This window comes from Bacillus sp. N13C7, from assembly GCF_026790065.1.
Taxonomy (GTDB): domain Bacteria; phylum Bacillota; class Bacilli; order Bacillales; family Bacillaceae; genus Bacillus.
The window spans coordinates 14,884-34,099 of record NZ_JALAMO010000005.1; the positions used below are offsets into that span (position 1 = coordinate 14,884).

Below are 19,216 nucleotides of genomic sequence, written 5' to 3' on the forward strand. Positions count from 1 at the left end.
TTCCAGGCTTTTTTACAAGTCAACCCACTTAATGCTGCCGGATTGTGTAGCAGGATCGACGCATACTTTGAATTGATGTTTTTCATAAAAATGAATCAGCCGGTCTACATGATTCCAATCCCGTTTGGCAATGTCCCCGGTGACTTTAGGAATATTGTGGTCTCTGGCGATATCTTTTAAATATTTCATGCAAATAGAGCCAAACCCGTGATTCGGAGGGCCTTTTATGTCCCCAATATGAATGGCATCGTCCTTGTAAGAAGCTATAAGTGAAAAACAGCCTTTTCCTCTATAAGCCGTTTTACAATCGGTAAGCATAATTTTGCATGTTTGGCCATCATCAATCGAGGAAACAATCAACCATTCTTCATGTTTCGATTGATCAATACCAAGCACTTTGGCGTCTTTAGATAAATCCTTCATATTCTCCTGCATGCGGTAAATTTGAAATTCTAAATCATTTAGTTCTTCTTCAAGTTCTTGGCGATTTTTTTCTTTAACAGTAAACAAGATCAAACCCCTTTCAAAAATCAGCTTAGAAACACAGTTATCAATTGTATTAGATGAGAGGGGCATTGTAAATAACAAATCCATGATTGCTAGAAATTAGCGCAAAGTGAGGTTTGATCATTTTTAAGATAGGAAAAAGAAAACTAACCTGTGGAAAAGGAGGAAACGGAATGGCGATTGATTCATTGATTAAAAAATTACAGTATGTCCAATTGGAACCGCCGGATAAAATTCTCTCCCTCTATCTCAATACAGACATGAGAGATCCAGATCAGCAGGGGGGAGAATGGAAAATTGCCTTAAAGTCGGGATTCAGCAGATTGAAAGAGTATTTGGCAGCAAGTGATCCAGAGGAAGAGAAATGTCTGGATGGAATCAGAATGAAAATTGATCAATACCTCAATGAATTGGGAAAAGAGATGCCCCGCAGTCTCGTGTTTTTTGTTTCGGATAGCGGCATATGGGAACCAATTAAACTTCAAATCCCTGTAGAAACAAGATTTTACTGGGAAGAAACAGCTGTTCTGGATCAGCTGAAAGATTTGCGCCAAACATACCCAAGTACGGCGTTTATTTTAACTCAGCAGCATGAAGTGAAAATCATTGAAACCGTCTTAGGCAAAATTGAGGCGGTTGAGCATTATGAGTATGATATGGTCAAAGAGTCTTGGGAGAATTGCCATTCCTCTGCAAAAAAAGAGGCTCCATTTGAAGAGGACCGAATGAGGGAACATGCAACGGAGAATCAAACGAGACTGTATAAGCGGCTGGCTGCCAATCTTGATCAAAAAGCTGCCGTGAAAAGATGGGAACGAATGGTCATCGCCGGGGATAAAGAAACGGCGGATATTTTGGATCAGCATATGAATAAACCGATTCATTCGAAAATCCAAAAGAACCTGCTGAATGAAAAAGAACATAAGGCCGTTGAGCATTTGATCAGGGAGGCGTAAATCTCATAGGGCCGGGGCTAAAAGCCGCGGCCTTTGAAGTGTGTCTAATTTCTGACGAAGCAATCGAAAACGTTGACATCTTCTATGAATTTGCATACGATTTGGATAGCCAGTACAAATTAGGAGAGGTCATCAAATGAATCAAACAGAAAATAAACCGAAAAATTATACGGGAATTGTTCTTACGCTGACAGTTCTGATTAACGGTTTAATCGCAGTGCTGTTTTTTATGCCTAAATTAGATCAGTTCAGCCATGCGAATATCCACATTTTGCCGATGCTGAATGCGATATTCAACAGCTTTACGTTCATCTTTTTATTGGCCGCGCTGATTATGATTAAACAAAAAAATATTAAAGCCCATAAACGCTTTATTTTAGCCGCTTTTACAACAACATTGCTATTTTTGATTTGTTATGTCATCTACCATTCGATTGCAGAGAATACGCTCTACGGCGGAGAAGGTATTATGCGCCCGATTTACTTCTTTATTTTAATTACGCATATCTGTCTTTCTGCAGTCATTGTGCCGCTTGCGCTGTTTACGCTGATCAGAGGATTCAGCATGCAGGTTGAGCGCCATAAAAAAATTGCCAGATGGACAATGCCTCTGTGGCTTTATGTAAGCCTGACAGGCGTTATTGTATATCTGATGATATCACCGTACTATTAAAAGCCATACTTTGTATGGCTTTTTTTGCACATGTAAACACGACAAAAGCCCAAAAACGGATTTGGGCTTTTGTCAGTAAATTGATAGACTCCTAATCATGAGCCTTAGATTCCATGGTTTCAAGTGTTGCAACCTGCAAAGATTCTTCAACAGTTTTTGTTTTTTCTTTTACTTTTTCTGCATACGTATAATCACCGTAGCAATACGGATAGCGGAAATTGTTTACATTTCCTCCGCAAGTATACAGCTCGGGATTTTTTTTGACTTGCTGCTCGGAGTATTGTTTTGCCAATTCCTCAGTATGCTTTCCTCCATGTTCAGCTACAAAGTCAATATAACCTGCCCCCATGTTGTAGCTTTGAATAATGGTATCCAAATCCACACCTTTTTCCTTTCCGGTCTTGTACATGAGGGTAAATTGCTTGATGCCTTGTTTAACACTGAGTTGAGGGTCTGTTATCTCATTGCGTTTTAACCCCAGAGATTCAGAGGACTGCATGGGATCATTGCCTTTTCCTTTAGACTCCTGATACATCATGCCAAGTATCAGTGATGTATAATTAGAGAGCCCTTGGTTTTCAAGCTCGTCTTCCACCAGCGGTTTATAATCGGTTAAACGTTCCAAAACAATCGTTTTCGTATCGATCGGAAGTTTTTTGATTAAATCCCGGTTGAAAAAAAGCAAGACCAATAAAAAAGAGGCGATGACAAAGACAAAAATCATCATAAAACCCGCAGCAGCGAAACAGCCTTTTCTCTTTTTTTTCACTGTGTTTCACCCTCAATGTTTGGAGCAGTATGACTTTTTTATTATGACACAGAACATATATCAGACCAAGTAAAAACCTGATTTGAAACATAAATTTAAACTATGAGATTGAATTGGAATACAAGCAGGCTGGTTTGCACCAAAACACATTTGTTATATGATAAAACTATGAATAAAGAAAGGTGATACAGATGACTGAATTTAAAGAAACAGAACGGTCGGCTGCCGATCTGGACGAGGAGACGCTGTTTCTGGTCGCGCAAACATTCAAAGCGCTTTCTGATCCTACCAGAATCAGAATTCTCCATTTATTATCTCAGGGTGAACATGCTGTAAACGGAATTGCAGAAAAGCTGAATTTACTGCAATCCACAGTTTCCCACCAGCTCAGATTCTTAAAAAATCTCCGGCTTGTCAAATCGCGCAGAGAAGGAACATCCATTTATTACTCTCCGGAGGATGAACACGTTTTAGATGTTCTTCAGCAAATGATCCATCATACACAACACGATTAAAAAAGACATCCTTGCTTAATCGCTGCTAGCGGGCAAGGATGTCTTTTTCTTTATTGTGTCCGTTCTGGTCAAGTTCATTTCTGCTGAGTTTGATGACAAAAGAAGAAAACCCGATATAATAAACGGCTATCAGAAAAAAGATGCCAATTGTCAGAGGATCAGTTCCGATTGACTGACTGTAAGAGCCAAGGGTGTTTAGATCAAGTGAGGTAAGATAAAGCTCTGTCACTCGATACAGAAATCTTGATAGAAATAAGGTTAAGAGAATCATTTCTACCCAAATATGTGTCCGAAAATAGATTTTTCCTCTGCGTTTTTCAAAGGAGATGTTTTTCTTAGCGAAAAAGACAAGGAGCCATCCGCCAAGAATGCCGAAAATAAGAGGTCCATATAAAAAAGGGTGCGTGACGCTGAAAAGCGAAAGACCAAAAGCAAACAGCGAGAAAAGAATCATACGGGTGAACAGCCAGCGAGGCTTCAGCGGCTGGTATCCGATGGACCTTTTAATTTTTTTATACAGAAAAAAAATAATAATCATGGCAGGATAAACGCTCTGAAGTGTAAGATGCATGATGTGAATCCCCTCCGTTGAGAAGTGTATGCTTATCCGGTACGAAATAGTAGTTCAAATCAAATGCTGAACACAAAAAAGAAGGGGAAGCCCCTGTTTTCATAACATATGCAAGGAGTCTCTGGGCCGCATAATAGATATGCCCAAGCTTTATAAAATGTTATGATTGTTTTTGTTGGAAATAAAAAGAAGAAAAGGTGCACAGAATGAAACTGGAACGTTTGTTAGCGATTGTTGTGTTATTAATCAGCAAAAAACAAGTCCAGGCCGCTGAACTTGCTGAGCTGTTTGAAGTATCCGTCAGAACGATTTACCGTGATATTGATACGATCAATAGAGCTGGTATTCCGATTGTAACCTCACAGGGCTCTGGAGGCGGAATCGGCATTATGGAAACGTATCGCCTTGAGAGAGAATGGCTGAAAGAAGAGGAGCTGTTTGTGATAGCTTCTGCTTTACAGAGTGTCTCATCCATGTATGGATCGATTTCTCACAGCACAGCTTATCAAAAAATCAAGCATCTCATACCGGAGCAGTCAGCTGGAGCATTTAAGCAGCAAACAGAAAAATGGTTTATTGACATGACGGCTTGGGGCCGCACTGAGGATCATAAGGCGCTTCGTGAGAACATCAGTGCCGCCATTGATCGGTTATCAACGATATCATTTACATATACAAACGCAAACGGAGAAACACTTCTTCGTGAAGCAGAACCTTACACATTGGTTTGTAAGGCGGGACACTGGTATTTATACGCCTATTGCCTGGTTAGAAACGATTTTCGTTTTTTTAAACTTAACCGGATGAAAGATCTGGCTATCTTACATCAGACCTTTATCAGAAAAGATATTCAGCTGGACACTTTGCCATGGGATAAGAGTTGGTACCAAAAGGACCATTTAACTGAATTGGTTATTCTTGTACAGCCGGCAGCACGTCAGCGCATAGGCGAATGGTTCGGATATGATGTCCTTCACTGTGATGAAGATGAAATCTGCCGGGCAGTGATTTCACTTCCAGAAGATCAATGGCTGATCGGTTTTTTGCTGCAGTTCGGAAAGGACATTGAGGTTTTGGAACCTCTTCATATACGGGATAAAGTAAAAGAAACCATTCATCAGATGCAAAAAGTATATAAAACCTGACACACTGCTGTCAGGTTTCTTTGTCTATAATCTTAAAAAAAGGAGGAGATCGTATGGGCTTTTCACATATGACACACTTAGACCGGAAACGATTTGCCGGACTGTCACTACGGACAAGCAACGCATTGGAAATGACGGAAGAAAGGAGGATCCCGGCACTATGGGATCAATTCTGGCAGCAAGATATGAGCATTCTTTTCTCACAGGCTGAAAAAGACCAAAGCATTATCGCCTTATATTCCAATTACGAACAAGAGACGAATGGATTTTACACGTTTTCAGTCGGAACGTTTCAGGAGCACAGCTGCACTCTTTTGGAACCATATAAACATATTGATTTGCCGGCTTCCGCTTATGCCGTGTTTACTTCCAGAGTCGGCCCTATTGAAGAGATCGTGCTTGAAACGTGGAAGGAAATTTGGACTTGGGATAAACGCCATCTGCGTACATTTACAGGTGACTTCGAAATGTATGATCAAAGTGCAGCAGTACCTCAGCGGGCGCAAGTTCACATATATGTGGCCATAAAACATTGATAAACGTTTGAAAAACTAATGGTGTTAGTTATAATAAAACTAACATCATTAGTTTTTGTTAGGAGGAATAATAAGATGAGAGTTACTCAATATCAAACCGTTTGGCAGCTGACTTTTTTTCCGGCCTTGTTTCCGGTTAACTGCTATTTAGTTGAGGAAGAAAACGAAGTCACCCTTATTGATGCTGCACTGCCAGGCAGTTATAAAAGAATTATTCAAGCTGTAAACCAGCTGGGGAAACCGCTTCAGCACATTTTACTGACCCATGCACATGGAGATCATGTCGGATCACTGGATGCATTAACACAAGCATTTCCGCATGCAAAGGTAATGATCTCAGAACGTGATTCACTTCTGCTGCAAGGTGATACATCCTTACGTCATGATGAGCCGCAGACACCTATAAAAGGAGGTATTCCGAAACACGTACAGACAAAGCCTCACCAATTGCTGACGGGCGGTGAAACAATCGGTTCCCTGCTTGCCATTCCTACACCGGGCCATACACCCGGCAGTATGTCATTTTTTGATACAAGAAACGGCACTATCATAGCAGGAGATGCGTTTCAGTTGCACGGAGGAATCGCTGTATCTGGCCAGATAAAATGGGCGTTCCCTTTTCCAGGCTTCGCCACATGGAATAAGGAGGAAGCGATCAGAAGTGCACAATTGCTCGCCGACAAGGCGCCTTCTTGTCTCGCTGTCGGACATGGGAATTTTCTGAGATCACCCTCAGAGCAGATGAGACAGGCAATTCAAAAAGCGAAGAAAGGATGATGAGCATGTCACCAAGAATAGGGTTGAGCCAAAAAATGATTGTAGACGCCGCAGCCGAGATTGCCGATCAGGAAGGATTGAATGGTGTCACGCTTGCCGCACTGTCTAAAAAAATGAATGTACGCTCTCCGTCGCTGTATAATCATATCAACGGGCTGCAAGCGATCAGAACGGAGCTTGCTGTCAGCGGACTGACAAAGCTCTATGATCAAATGGCTGACGCCGTAACGGTACAAAAGGGAGATTCCGCTTTGTTTTCTTTAGCTCAGGCATATGTTGATTTTGCAGTTGAAAATCCCGGATATTATGAAGCGGCTTTGCTCAAGATTCAGGACAAGAGAGCGGAAATCGTGTCAGACCAAATTGTTCGGCTTGTTGCGAACCTGCTCATTGATAACGGCTATGCAAGCGAAAAGACTGCCATTCATGCGACAAGGGGGCTTAGAAGCCTGCTGCATGGCTTTACGGCTTTAATCGCAAAAGAGGCATTTGAACGTGAAGAGGATATTTTAGAAAGTCTATCATTTTCAATTCGGACATTTTTGGCCGGCTTATCAAAAAACAATAAAAATATTATGTAAACTAATTAATAGATGTCTTATATTTCTGAATATTGTATAATGTCATGGTAGTATACATAGGGGAGAGACATCGGGCTATGGATGACATTTACAAAATTGAGAAGGTAGCGGCAGCTTCATGGCCGTCTTATATTCAGAAAAACATGGGACAATGGCGTCTTCGAGCGAATTTTGGCGTAACCAAAAGGGCGAACAGCAATTACCGGATTAAAAGATGACCATAGGAAGGAGCTTGCTGATGGACTCGCTTCAAGAAATTATTTGCGAAAAACGGACATACACACGCCTTTATCATTCACATAAGCACGGGTACAGCCAATTTCTTTTTCCGCTTGAAGGAAGTATAGATCTTGAGACAGAGGGGCGCCAGGTGAAATTAAAGCCGGATCATTTTTTATATATTCCGCCGGAGTGCGAGCATCGTTTCCGTTCAATCGGCAGAAATGAATGTCTTGTACTGGATGTTCCGCTTCATGCAATGAAAATCGATGAATATCATGCAGGATCGGGAATTGAAGCTGCGCTTGATCCTTTCTGGTCTTCAATCAGGTACTTACTGACGGAGGAAGCAAAGGCCGGCACAGCGAACTCACTGCATATGCTGGTTCAATACATAAAAGAAAAGCTGCAATCCCATACTTACCCCTCAATTGCTTATATTCACAGCCATTTATCTGAGCGGCTGACAATTAAGAAGCTGGCGGAAATTGAGCATTATCACCCAGCTTACTATTCAAATTGGTTCAAAAAGCAGACGGGGATGTCGCCGCAGCATTATATTGCAAATCTTCGGCTTGAGGAAGCGAAACGAATGCTGATAGAGAAAGATAAAACACTTACTGTTGTGAGCGAGGCGCTGGGCTTTCAAAACCTTTCTTCATTTACAAGATGGTTTACGAAAAATACTGGCATGCCGCCCCGGTTATATCGAAACATCTTATGATCGGATAAAAAATGATGGTCCTTTGGGTAAACGAACCTTAAACATCTCTTTTATAATAGGAGAAAAAGGAGTTATTGATATGGCAGTTATTGAAGACTTTGAAAAATTGGATATTCGAACAGGCACTATTGTAAAAGCGGAAGAATTTCCCGAAGCAAGAGTCCCGGCGATTAAGCTTGTGATTGACTTTGGAGCAGAAATCGGCATGAAACAATCGAGCGCGCAAATCACGAAGCGCTACCAGCCGGAAGATCTCATCAACAAGCAAATTATAGCAGTCGTGAACTTTCCGCCGCGCCGAATTGCCGGATTTAAATCAGAAGTTTTGGTCCTCGGCGGCATTCCCGCCCAGGGTGATGTCGTCCTGCTGCAGCCGGGACAACCCGTCCCAAACGGCACAATTATCGGATAACACAAAAAAGACGTTTGCCTAAGGCAAACGTCTTTGCGTATTGAGGCGATGCACCACACGCCACATTCGTGTGCGCCGCAAAGGCATGTACATCGGCTTACACAATTCAGCTCATCGCTATATGAATATAGCATGGCGGGTGGAGGAATGCAAGGGTTACTTTGTTAATGTGATTGAAATAGTTATAAAAACTTGTCTTATTTTGTCTGATATTGTCGAAAGTAAGCGAAGATAGACAATTCAAATTATAATATTATTAAATTGTATGACGATAATAAGTTTACGTTTTATCATCCAACCTTAGAAAAGTGACTTAACTGTGACCCGTACTGTGACCTGAGTGCGACCTGGAACACCGTTTTGAGAATGTGAATAAATGCTGTTAAATCAACGAGAACGCACTAAATAATAAGGTGAATACAGGGGAGTAGTGTGACCTGGATTTTTAATTCAGGTCTTTTTTTATGCACAAAAAAATGCCTATCTAGAGATCATAGGCATTAAATATTATTATCAATATCTTCATTTATTTTTTGGCTAAGTTTCTGAACCTTCTTTTTAACATTTGAAACAGTTCTTTTTTGAATTTCATCAAAGTTCTCCTGAATATAGTCCATGACACTTCTTATTAGAACTTCACTTTCAAAATTGAATATCTCATTTATTTCTGACTGTTCTTCATCTGTTAGATGAGGGTATTGAAGTTGTTTAGCATTTACTTCAGCAGCTACATCAATTGTTCTGGTTGTACAATTTCATATTCACCTTCTGCATACTCTTGCTCCGCATAATGGCTTCCCCATTGACAGAGCTCCTGCAAGATAGGTTTAAGAGATTCTCCAAGTTCAGTGGATGAATATTCAACCTTCGGCGGTACTTGATTATACATCTTTCTGCTCACAAGTCCACTGTCTTCAAGCTCTCTAAGTGTTTGAATCAGCATTTTCTGAGTTATATTTGGGACAATGCGCTTTAATTCACTCGTTCTCTTTGGTCCATTCATTAAAAAGTATAATACAAGACCTTTCCATTTTCCGCCAATAACTTCCTTTGTCACTTCAAACCCACAACTAAATTTTTTCAAGTCTAAACCTCTCCATTCCACATTTATTACTTTTTAGTTACTATATCACAAAAAAGTGGGTACTTCCGATAATGTGCTTACTGAAGGATACTATATCTTGTAAGTTGTTCTTCAAGTACTTAAAGGTACTAGACATAAAACAAAATTAACTCTTAAGGAGTGTTAAGTATGGGTAAATTTGAAGGTAAAATAGCGCTTGTAACGGGTGGAACAAGTGGGATTGGTCTTGCTACAGCACAAAAATTTGTAAACGAAGGTGCATATGTTTATATCACGGGACGTAGACAAAACGAACTTGATAAAGCTGTTAACCAAATTGGCAAGAACGTAACCGGTGTTCAAGGTGATATTTCTAAGCTTGAAGACTTAGACAAACTATATGACATTATAAAGCAGGAAAAAGGTAAGTTGGACATTCTTTTTGCTAATGCAGGCATCGGCAACTTCCTTCCAATAGGTGAAATTACTGAAGAGCAGGTTGATAGAACGTTCGACATTAACGTTAAAGGAACCATCTTTACTGTTCAAAAAGCGTTATCACTATTCCCGGACAAAGTAGGTTCTATTATTGTAACGGGCTCTACTGCTGGATCAATTGGCAACCCAGCGTTTAGTGTATATGGAGCATCTAAAGCAGCATTAAGAGCACTAGTTCGCAACTGGATTCTTGACCTAAAAGGTACTGAAATCCGTGTAAATGTGGTTAGTCCAGGAGTTATTCTTACACCTGCATACGATGAGCTTTTTGGTGATGCACTTGAAGGAGCAATGGAAAATACCAGAAATACTGTTCCAGCTGGAAAAGTTGGGACACCTGAAGAAGTAGCAGACGCTGTATCTTTCCTTGCTTCAGACGAAAGCAGTTACTTGACGGGTGTTGAATTGTTCGTAGATGGCGGGCTAGCACAGGTATAATTTCACTGCGCAGAGATTACAAATCGTCCCCAAAAAAGGTTAATGGGGATTTACTTGAAGAAGTCGTATAAAAAAGTCGTTTTCCTTAAAGGACAGGGAATTCGACTTTTTTATGTTTGAATTTGATTAACGTTGTAAATTCGCATTTTCCTGGGGCTACCACTAAATGACCTGTAAAAAAGATTACTTTGTGAATAGATCTACTTAAAGTAACGGGGGCGTTAGTTGAAGAACAAACAACACCGTTGTTGTAGTAAATGAGGTCATTTGTTGTACAAAAGGAAAGTTGAGTACAGGCATTTTCACCCTGTTCATCTATCCTCTCTTTTTGTTTATAAAATGTGTGACATTTTATTTGGTTGCTTAATTATTAATAATATTAAACATTTTCTTGACTTTTAATAAAAAATAATATCCCTGTCCTTTAAATAAAGTCAGTCTATGCTCCTGAATTAAGGTGTTGTCTTTAGTGGCCTTTTTTAAGGATCAGACTGCCGTGGAATGCGCTAACACACGTAAAACTTGACAGGGTAGTGACTCAGCCGTCGCAAAAAATGAGGATAGGATGCCTTCTGTGTTTCCCTATTTACACATGCATCTGAAAGGCGAAAGCTGACATTAAGTGCTGACGAAGGATGGGTGTATCGTTTCTGATGATGCAGGACAAGCCATAAGTATACTAAACGTAAAATTGCGTTCGGTGGAACCTGTTAGGGACACTTGACACAGCAGGCTTGGTTTGGGGAATAACCAACGGCAAATAGGGTGAACACACGGATACCACAAGTGGATATACAATCAAGTTTCAGTCGCCTGCCTGAGTTTGTTTATTTTTTTACAAGCAAATTCAGGCAGACAACTTGTCCAGCCGTTGTCCACAGTCTCAACCAATCAAGCAAAAAAATCAAAAGAAAAGTCAAGACAAATAACAAAGAAATTTGTGAGGTTCATGGTGAACCTGGCAAGGTATAGTTAACAAAGTTTTAAGGCCATAGCATTTTAAACAAAGTTACAATATTTACAATAGCAGTAGACAATTGTCCAATCAGAATAATACTTCGAATAATAAGTTTAGGCCGTTCAGATGGGGGTTTCTCTTTGGAAAATAAGCGTGTTACAGAACTAGCAACAAAGAAAAGTGCGAATCCAAGTACCAATAATACTATAAGATTAGGAATTTTATTGAAGACGTCTTTCAAAATAAAAATACACAAAGTAATACCTAGTCCAGTGCACATTTCAAATGCACCATCATTTTTAGTTAAGCTAGACAATTCAGACCCTATACCCCAAACACCTATAACCAATAAAACCATGGCTAATAATTTCATGGGAGTTTCATTACCAAAGGTTTCCCATGAAGCAAAAAGTACACCACCAATAATTAAAAAAACAGCTGCTATACCAAATCCAAAATGTTTATTTTCTTCTTTTGGTAAGTTATTAGATTTTGCATTAACTTCAGACATAAGGCTCACCTCCTATGAAAAGTATATCAAAATTTGGAGGATGAGTTAATATATCTCTCTTTTTCATAATCTAACTTCTCTTTTGTGTGACTTCTTATAAGCATGTCATTATAATTGTCTTTAGTACGTTTTCCCTGTGTTCACCTATAAACAGGTGAGCAGAATGACAACAATTAAAAAAGACGAGAAATCAGGAACTTACTATTTTGTTTATTCAGGTGGAACACATCCAATAACAAAAAAGAGGATTCAGCGTAAAAGAAAAGGGATCAAGACTTATAAAAAAGCTCAAGAGGTACTTAGACAGGTGATTCTTGAGGTTGAAGAAGAAAAGAACTACTTACCTGAGATATCTGAATCATTTGGGACGTATGCTGAATCCTGGTTAGAATCAAAAAGAGTGAAGCTTAGACCAAGTGCGTTTAACAACTATAGAGAGATACTCCAATACAATGTCCTTCCTTATTTATCGAAATACAAATTCGATGAGACCACAGAGGATGTATTGCAGCAACACATAAACACACTCCACTTTGAGCGTAAAGTATCAGCTGACACAGTAAGAAGGGCAGTACAGGTAAACAGGAGCATATTCAAAAAGGCATCACGAAGAAGAAAAATTGATATGGCGATCTTTGATGAATTGAACTTACCAAGAGAAAAGAGCATAGTGGAGACTTGGACTCCTGAAGAGATTAAACGTTTCCTGGATACTTCAAAACTTAAACGCCCATCAAGACACTATATTGCTTATGAGATATCCATTAAGACTGATTTGAGAATGGGTGAAGTACTGGGGTTAGAGTGGAAGAGTATTGACTGGGAAAAACGGTATATCACAATACGCCAAACACTATGCGGATAGATGATAAAGGTAACTATGGATTAGAGCCAGGAGTTAAAACAGTTAACTCATACAGAAATGTTAATATACCTGAGTCACTATGTGAAAGCTTACGGAAACACAAAAGGTTGGTTGAAAGGGACAAGAAAGAAGCAGGAGCAAAATACAATGATTTAGATTTAGTAGTATGTACGAAAATGGGGAATTGGCTGCCGCCTTGTAATTGGACAAGGGGATTTCACTCAATACGTAAACAGCTGGGGTTACCAAAGATTAAACCTCACGCATTAAGACACACACATGCTACGTATTTAATCAGTATTGGAGTAAGTCCCAAAATAGTACAAGAGAGGTTAGGACATTCTGATATTAAACAAACATTAGGAACATATAGTCATGCTCTTCCGTCAATGCAATTAGAAGCAGCAGATAAGATGGATTTATTGTTAAAATCGTGACCTTACCTGTGACCTGATGTAATAAAAATAGCGATAAGCTATGGTGTGTAAGGGTTTGTAATACCTCTTTGAACACGCCACATTCGTGTGCGCCGCAAAGGCATGTACATCGGCTTACACAATTCAGCTCACCGCTATATGAAAATAGCATGGCGGGTGGAGGAATGAAAGGGTTACTTTCTGTTATTGTGATTTAATCTGTCTATCTGATCACGATCTGACGATATAAAATTCGAGACATTAGCTTTAACGAATCAAATTTATTAATAACAACATTGATAAATGAAAAAACATGTTTTGAAATAAGATTGATCAAAACATTATCATAATAGAGGGTATGCTTCTGAAGCAGCACAAGCTCTCTTAAACTTTTTTATAAAGAAGTTAACCTATTACAATATATAAAGGGGTGAGCAGGCCCTAAGGCAAGCGATTGACATCATAAGCGGTACGAATTCCAGATTCAATGGCGCCTTGCATCCATGCATGAGTGAGCGAGACATGTTCTCCAGCGAAATGAATTCTTCCCTCAGGGACAGGGATATAAGGATACAGCTCTAATTCTTGTCCTGGTTCGAAAGCTGTAAAGGCCCCTGCAGAATAAGGGTTCTGACTCCAGCTAATAGAGGCGCCGGACACAAATTCAGACCATACAATATCACCATATATTTCAGATAAATTCAGTAAAGTATACTGGATACGCTCTCCTTCTGAAAGACTATCCCACATCAGTGCCTCGTCTGCCCATGTATAACTCGCCAGAACAACAGCATGTCCGTTTGCTCCAATATCAGTGCTTGGATAATACGAAAATCGAATCGGAAGATCGGTAATAGATTTGCCGCCGCGCTGTTCGGCTTTTTCCCAAAATCTGCTTTTAAACTCTATGCCGATTTTCGTTGCACTCATATAGTTCAGTTCACGAATTGCCCTCCGTTTATAGTAGGAAAAAGAATGGAATGGTTCGATTTTCACAAATCGCAATGTTGAAAAAGGGATGGTTACAATCGCGAGATCAGCTGTGAATGTTACATGTTCCGCTGTTTGTTGATGCTGACAATGGATCGTAACGCTGTTCTCACTTTGAGAAATTTTCATCATTTTTTGATGGTATAGAATATTTGGTTTTAACTGAGGAAGAAACGCATAAGGAAGCCGATCCATACCGCCTGTTATCTCATAGAAGTGAGAGGGTGATGTAAAAAAGATGGATTCCCGTAACGCTTCAACAAGGGACATACCCATGTACGCTTCCATATCCAAAAGGATACCAATCATATCAATCGCACCATATGAAAAGAACGTGTTTAAGAAAGAGCTTAATGAATAATTCTTGTATTGTTTTTCAACAATCCGCCAATTTCTTTCTGGATCTTGATTAATGAAATGTAATATAGGCTGCAATACAGAAAGCATTAGCTCTTCAGCCGATTTCCCTTGTTCGTTCTGGGCAACAGGGTATCGTAATATTTGAGGATTTCGTTCAAACGTATGGAGACGTGTTTTGATTCCGTTCGCATAAATGATGTCCATGGGGGTTCTGTTGATAAATACATTTGTTGGCAGCCTGAATGTTTTGATATATTCTAAGGTTAACAAATGGTTATTCGGTATGCGCATTGGGCCAGCATTGAAATACAGTCCTTCACTAAAGGGAGATCTCAACGTGCAGACACGGCCGCCTGCTCTGCCGCTCGCTTCCAGAATGGTTACTCTGTGACCGGCCTTTTTTAGTAAGGATGCTGATACAAGCCCGGCCAATCCAGCTCCAACAACAAGAATATGCTTTGGATGCTGAGATGCGTTAAGGCCATTTCTAATGATCTTTATCATGTCCTCATTCATGAGAGAATTCACTTTTAGGAGGCACCTCTTTTTAGATTTTATTGCATTATATTCAGTGAAAAGGGCGCCTATCACGATCTGTTCACATCTTTTGGAATTTGAATGGACTACAAGTTAAAAGAACAATAATGGAGTGATTGATTTGACTAACTTTGTTCATAAGACTGTAAACGGTTTGAAACGTCTCTTAGATGAAAAAGGAGCCATTAAATTGTTTTGTTCGGAAGGGGATATCATGGAGTTCCTTGTTACATTTTCACAGGACAAAGCAACCCTGCATGACATTCAAAGCTTTGAGGCTAAACACCAGCTTACCCTTCCAAAGGATTATCAGAAGTTCATGACACTACATAATGGTGCGAAAATTTTTCAGATTCTTGCTGATGGGGAGAATATAGGTGGGGGACTTTATTTATTTAGCCTTGAAGAGATTGAAGAAGAATTAAAATATGAGGATTTGTTTGAAGGCATCAATGGTATTCCAATTGGCCACTTATTAGAAGGTTGTCATTTGGTGATCGACAAAGATAAATTGGATAAAGGTGATCCCAACTATCTTTTTATATTACAATTAGGAGAGTATACACCATTAAATTTAAACTTTGAGATATTTCTAGATCGGTATATAGAATCCAATGGGGCAACTTTTTGGGAATGGCGCTACTATACCGCAGAAAATTATTATAGAACACGATAGCACGATGTATAAGACAGTCAGATTTGGCTGTCTTTTTCTGTTATTCAAATAGTTGATTGTGGTAAAATTTACATAGAGTAGGGATAGGAAGGAGAATGATATGAAGGTATTTGAGGCTGATTCATTACTCTCTGAAGCAGATAAAAGAACCAAAGAGTACAAGGAACTAAGGTCACAAATGGTGAAGCTCAGAAAAGCCTTTAAGGACGTAGCTGACCTAGATGACAGCGAGTTTTCCGGTAAGGGCGCAGACAACATTAAAGCATTTTATCAAGATCATGTCGGTGTTACAGATCAATGGATTGATTTAATTGATATGAAAATTGCTTTCTTAAGCGGCGTTTCTGCAAAACTTGAAGATGCTAAGATGTCTGATGCTTACATAGAAGAATCCTTTCTAGAACACGAGTTGGCTAACGCTTATACAAAATCAAAATCCATTATGTCTGAACAGAAAAAAGCAATGAAAGACATATTAAACGACATCAATGATATTCTTCCCCTTGAAATATTCTCAACAGAAGACTTCAAAGACAAACTTTCTTCTGCAGATGACAAACGTGAAAAAACAATCGATAAGCTAAACAAGCTTGATGAGGATTTAAAAACAGAATACGCTGAAACAGAACCAAACGAACAATTTATTCAGCAAGACTTTAAAAAGCTGCAGGAATCAACAGGCAAAGGGAAGAACGCCACCCCGATTCACTATAACGCTAAAGCGTACAGAGAAAGTGACATACATAAGAAAAAAGGCGATATTGAAAAGCATTCTGAAGCTTATTTAAGCGTGAAAAAAGAAGAAGCAAAAGAACGTGAAATTAAAGAGTTGAAAAAGAAACTTAATGACGGTGTTTCTGATCCTGATGAGTATTTAGAGATTGCTAAGAAAGTAGGCTACGAGAATCTTGAACCGGCTCAAGTTCAGCTTGCAGTGCAAATTGAACAAGCGAAGCAGCTAGAAGGAGCAGGAGAAATCACCTGGGATATCGTAAAAGGTGTAGGAGTTGGTTTATACGATGTTGGGAAAGACACTGTAACCGGCATATGGGATTTCATCACCGATCCGGGAGAAACGCTCTCAGCACTGGGGAACGCTGTTATTCATCCAGTGAAAACATATGACGCTATTTCAGCAGCAATAGAAGAGTCATATCAAAAAGATATGGTGAATGGGGATGCCTATTCTAGAACAAGGTGGGTAACCTATGCTGTTGGTTCAGTGGCTGTAGCTGTTTTTGGAACCAAAGGTGCAGGAGCCATTAACAAAGCTGATGCAGCAGGCAAGGTAATAAATAAAGCTAGTCAAGCAGGAAAGAAAATTAAGGACGTCAAGATTCCAGATTTGCTTCCGTATAACCCTAAATACGACCTTGCTATGGCAGGGGACGTGCCATACAATGTAGTGGATGGAGAAAACTTAAAAAATCAACTAATGAGTTTTGCTAAAGGATCAGATAAAGAAGTTAAACCTTTTGATGTCGTTGATTATAGACCAAGTAACAGTCCTTTAGAGAATCATCATGGTGTAATGGATGTATGGGCCAAACATAATGTTCCGAATTATGTGAGTAGAGGTAGTAATACGCCAACAGTAGCTTTAACTAAGGAGCAACACAATGCTACCAAGAAAGTTTATAGAGAATGGTTGTATGAAAAAACAGGGAAAAAAGTTGGCGGTAAAGTAAATTGGAAAGAAGTATCACCTAGGGAAATACAAGAACTTACTGAGAAGATGTTTGATGCTGCTAATGTTCCTAAAGAAGCGAGACAGCAATATTATAACGCATTTAATCAATACAACTTTAGAAAGTAGGTGCGGACTTGAGCATTGATATGTTAATCAAGAAGATTGCTTCCACATCAGACTGTCGGCTGTTTGAAGCTGATGGTCTCCCAGTAATAGACGAGAAGCATCAACTACCAAAAGATATTAGTGAATTTTATGAACAATGTGGTGGAGCAGTTTTATATGAAAATGCGGATTATCCAATATACATAGTAAGACCAGCTGAGTTTGAATTGGCTAATCCCATTATTGTTGGGGAGCTCTGTGAAGAAGACATTTCATCCGAGTGGTATATTGTATGCACTGATGGAAAAGGTGAATACCTAACAATTGACTTAAACGAAGAGCGAAAAGGGAAATGCTATGACAGCTTTTTTGATCGACATGGAATAGTCGGCGAAACACAGGTGATAGCAAGTTCATTTACAGATTTAATACAGCGACTGCTTGAGAATAAGGGTAAACATTGGTATTGGTTAAGGGATGATTATGTATCACTAGGCGATGCATATGATGGCATAGAAATTGAATAATCTATTAAACAAAAGTATTGCAATTGTTTATTGCTAAAGATGTGCAATGCGGAGGGATTAATATGAGCTTCAATAATATCAAACAAAAGTTGAAAGAGTTTTCAATTGTTGCAAAAACAGATCCCAGAATCAATAAAAATGAACAACTCAAAGAAATTGAAATGAACATAGGAAAACAATTACCTTCTGATTATAAGGACTTTCTGAAGAAATATGGCGGCTGTTATCTAGAAAGTACAAAACAACAGATGAAATTGAGTATGACGTTTGCTATAAACCTTTAGAGAAAGATCCTTGGATGGGCAAGGGCGATGATACACAATTGTTAGAAGGTTTTTATGGTTTAGCGAATGATCATAACAGTCTTCAGAAAGCAATCGATACATATTCTGATCGCTTTCCTAGAAATATTATTCCTATCGCAAGCTCTGCAGGCGGGAATGAAATATGCATGGATATCGATAATGGAAAGATATTGTTTTGGGATCATGAATCAAGTCATCCTGAGAAAGACTTTTTCCTGATTGCCAACTCGTTTGAGGAGTTTATCCTAAGTTTAGTTGATGAACCAATTGAAACTGATGATAATGTTAGCGATGTTGAAATTGAGATTTTGGACAATGATTTTGGAAAGTTGCTCTTTGGGAAGGACAACTAGTCTTTATTTTTTCAAAACGCTCTTCTAGGCAAAAGTAATTGCAATTGTATGAGATGTTGTAGAAGTAATTATAACCAATCCAAATAAAATAATGGTTTTATCTATAAAACAAAAGTTTTGCAAATTATTTCAATGGTTTTACTTAATGTGTTATAATCAGAACTGTAAGACATTTGATTGGTTATAGCGTATTTCTTTAATGAGAAATGCAAAAATAAAAAGACCAGGGTGTTGGCGCACCCCGGCTCTGTACAAAAAGCTGCCCATCAAAGGGCTTGCTCGATGTTCAATCTGCGTAGACCTAACCCTTTAAGGTTCCTAAGCTCAAGGGGAGGTCTATTTTTTCTTTTGGCTTGACGTTACAATCATCATTATATTGAAGATCAACAAGACGGTATTTAATATCAACCCGCCAAAATTGATCATAATCATTAATGATTCGTAAACAGTCATTTTCCCACCCCCTTTCATAGGGGATGAGCAAGACTCCCTTGAGTGAGCAAACTTAATGTACAGGAAATATTATACTATACATAAAT

Annotated in this window: 22 protein-coding genes and 2 pseudogenes; 17 read left to right on the plus strand and 7 right to left on the minus strand. The window is 39.1% G+C overall.

Annotated features, from left to right (window positions below):
• Positions 1-12 precede the first annotated feature (12 nt).
• Positions 13-510: a hypothetical protein gene (locus tag MOB98_RS04815; protein WP_268359876.1), complete on the minus strand. Its 498-nt coding sequence runs from the start codon at positions 508-510 to the stop codon at positions 13-15.
• 170 nt (positions 511-680) lie between these two features.
• Here MOB98_RS04815 and MOB98_RS04820 point away from each other — a divergent pair, with 170 nt between their 5' ends.
• Entirely contained in the window at positions 681-1,463 is a 783-nt protein-coding gene (locus MOB98_RS04820) for a VLRF1 family aeRF1-type release factor (protein WP_268359877.1), read from the plus strand.
• 136 nt (positions 1,464-1,599) lie between these two features.
• Positions 1,600-2,136, plus strand: coding sequence for a DUF420 domain-containing protein (locus MOB98_RS04825; RefSeq protein WP_268359879.1), 537 nt, complete (start codon positions 1,600-1,602; stop codon positions 2,134-2,136).
• 91 nt (positions 2,137-2,227) lie between these two features.
• Here MOB98_RS04825 and MOB98_RS04830 read toward each other — a convergent pair whose 3' ends face one another.
• The gene (locus MOB98_RS04830) at positions 2,228-2,905 is read right to left on the minus strand and encodes a lysozyme family protein (protein WP_268359881.1); all 678 of its coding nucleotides are present in this window, start codon (positions 2,903-2,905) and stop codon (positions 2,228-2,230) included.
• 191 nt (positions 2,906-3,096) lie between these two features.
• Here MOB98_RS04830 and czrA point away from each other — a divergent pair, with 191 nt between their 5' ends.
• Positions 3,097-3,420, plus strand: a complete 324-nt coding sequence (gene czrA / locus MOB98_RS04835) for a Zn(II)-responsive metalloregulatory transcriptional repressor CzrA (protein ID WP_268359883.1) — start codon at positions 3,097-3,099, stop codon at positions 3,418-3,420.
• Positions 3,421-3,445: 25 nt separating this feature from the next.
• Here the strand turns inward: czrA and csk22 are convergent, their stop codons facing one another.
• Positions 3,446-3,991, minus strand: coding sequence for a mother cell-specific sporulation protein Csk22 (gene csk22 / locus MOB98_RS04840; RefSeq protein ID WP_268359885.1), 546 nt, complete (start codon positions 3,989-3,991; stop codon positions 3,446-3,448).
• Between the two features lie 206 nt (positions 3,992-4,197).
• Between csk22 and MOB98_RS04845 the strand changes: the two genes are divergently transcribed.
• From MOB98_RS04845 to csaA, 7 genes and pseudogenes are all read left to right on the plus strand, one after another.
• On the plus strand, positions 4,198-5,136 hold the full coding sequence (locus tag MOB98_RS04845; protein WP_268367237.1) for a helix-turn-helix transcriptional regulator: 939 nt from the start codon (positions 4,198-4,200) through the stop codon (positions 5,134-5,136).
• A 53-nt stretch (positions 5,137-5,189) separates the two neighbouring features.
• The gene (locus MOB98_RS04850) at positions 5,190-5,672 is read left to right on the plus strand and encodes a GyrI-like domain-containing protein (RefSeq protein WP_268359886.1); all 483 of its coding nucleotides are present in this window, start codon (positions 5,190-5,192) and stop codon (positions 5,670-5,672) included.
• Between the two features lie 75 nt (positions 5,673-5,747).
• Positions 5,748-6,449 carry an MBL fold metallo-hydrolase gene (locus MOB98_RS04855; protein WP_268359888.1) on the plus strand — a complete coding sequence of 234 codons (702 nt, stop codon included), beginning with the start codon at positions 5,748-5,750 and terminating at the stop codon, positions 6,447-6,449.
• 5 nt (positions 6,450-6,454) lie between these two features.
• A complete protein-coding gene (locus MOB98_RS04860) occupies positions 6,455-7,030 on the plus strand; it encodes a TetR/AcrR family transcriptional regulator (protein WP_268359889.1) in 576 nt (191 codons plus the stop codon).
• Between the two features lie 77 nt (positions 7,031-7,107).
• Positions 7,108-7,227: pseudogene (locus MOB98_RS04865) on the plus strand (GNAT family N-acetyltransferase, cg3035/Rv0428c family); the annotation flags it as partial.
• 35 nt (positions 7,228-7,262) lie between these two features.
• Positions 7,263-7,973 (plus strand): AraC family transcriptional regulator, encoded by a 711-nt coding sequence (locus MOB98_RS04870; protein WP_268359893.1) that lies wholly within the window; start codon positions 7,263-7,265, stop codon positions 7,971-7,973.
• A 79-nt stretch (positions 7,974-8,052) separates the two neighbouring features.
• Positions 8,053-8,385 carry a chaperone CsaA gene (csaA, locus tag MOB98_RS04875; protein ID WP_268359891.1) on the plus strand — a complete coding sequence of 111 codons (333 nt, stop codon included), beginning with the start codon at positions 8,053-8,055 and terminating at the stop codon, positions 8,383-8,385.
• Positions 8,386-9,112: 727 nt separating this feature from the next.
• On the opposite strand, the gene MOB98_RS04880 is transcribed toward csaA, so the two are convergent.
• Positions 9,113-9,469 (minus strand): winged helix-turn-helix transcriptional regulator, encoded by a 357-nt coding sequence (locus MOB98_RS04880; protein WP_268367238.1) that lies wholly within the window; start codon positions 9,467-9,469, stop codon positions 9,113-9,115.
• Between the two features lie 168 nt (positions 9,470-9,637).
• On the opposite strand from MOB98_RS04880, the gene MOB98_RS04885 reads away from it, so the two are divergent.
• Positions 9,638-10,384, plus strand: coding sequence for a glucose 1-dehydrogenase (locus MOB98_RS04885; RefSeq protein WP_268367239.1), 747 nt, complete (start codon positions 9,638-9,640; stop codon positions 10,382-10,384).
• Positions 10,385-11,367: 983 nt separating this feature from the next.
• Here MOB98_RS04885 and MOB98_RS04890 read toward each other — a convergent pair.
• Positions 11,368-11,853 carry a hypothetical protein gene (locus tag MOB98_RS04890; RefSeq protein ID WP_268367240.1) on the minus strand — a complete coding sequence of 162 codons (486 nt, stop codon included), beginning with the start codon at positions 11,851-11,853 and terminating at the stop codon, positions 11,368-11,370.
• A gap of 163 nt (positions 11,854-12,016) precedes the next feature.
• Between MOB98_RS04890 and MOB98_RS04895 the strand changes: the two genes are divergently transcribed.
• A complete protein-coding gene (locus tag MOB98_RS04895) occupies positions 12,017-12,718 on the plus strand; it encodes an Arm DNA-binding domain-containing protein (RefSeq protein WP_268367241.1) in 702 nt (233 codons plus the stop codon).
• Entirely contained in the window at positions 12,709-13,155 is a 447-nt protein-coding gene (locus MOB98_RS04900; RefSeq protein WP_268367242.1) for a site-specific integrase, read from the plus strand. Before MOB98_RS04895 ends, MOB98_RS04900 begins: the two co-directional genes overlap by 10 nt.
• A 420-nt stretch (positions 13,156-13,575) precedes the next feature.
• Here MOB98_RS04900 and MOB98_RS04905 read toward each other — a convergent pair whose 3' ends face one another.
• Positions 13,576-15,012, minus strand: coding sequence for a flavin monoamine oxidase family protein (locus MOB98_RS04905; RefSeq protein ID WP_268362966.1), 1,437 nt, complete (start codon positions 15,010-15,012; stop codon positions 13,576-13,578).
• Positions 15,013-15,142: 130 nt separating this feature from the next.
• Between MOB98_RS04905 and MOB98_RS04910 the strand changes: the two genes are divergently transcribed.
• The 4 genes and pseudogenes from MOB98_RS04910 (at position 15,143) to MOB98_RS04925 (ending at position 18,677) form a co-directional block, all read left to right on the plus strand.
• Positions 15,143-15,697, plus strand: coding sequence for an SMI1/KNR4 family protein (locus MOB98_RS04910; protein ID WP_268362965.1), 555 nt, complete (start codon positions 15,143-15,145; stop codon positions 15,695-15,697).
• Between the two features lie 100 nt (positions 15,698-15,797).
• Positions 15,798-17,513, plus strand: coding sequence for a ribonuclease YeeF family protein (locus MOB98_RS04915; protein WP_268362963.1), 1,716 nt, complete (start codon positions 15,798-15,800; stop codon positions 17,511-17,513).
• Between the two features lie 8 nt (positions 17,514-17,521).
• Complete coding sequence (locus tag MOB98_RS04920) at positions 17,522-18,019, plus strand: SMI1/KNR4 family protein (RefSeq protein WP_069322725.1); 498 nt, start codon at positions 17,522-17,524, stop codon at positions 18,017-18,019.
• Positions 18,020-18,081: 62 nt separating this feature from the next.
• Positions 18,082-18,677 (plus strand): annotated as a pseudogene (locus MOB98_RS04925) (SMI1/KNR4 family protein).
• Positions 18,678-19,013: 336 nt separating this feature from the next.
• Here the strand turns inward: MOB98_RS04925 and bsrG are convergent.
• Entirely contained in the window at positions 19,014-19,130 is a 117-nt protein-coding gene (bsrG, locus tag MOB98_RS04930; protein ID WP_009967548.1) for a type I toxin-antitoxin system toxin BsrG, read from the minus strand.
• Positions 19,131-19,216 lie beyond the last annotated feature (86 nt).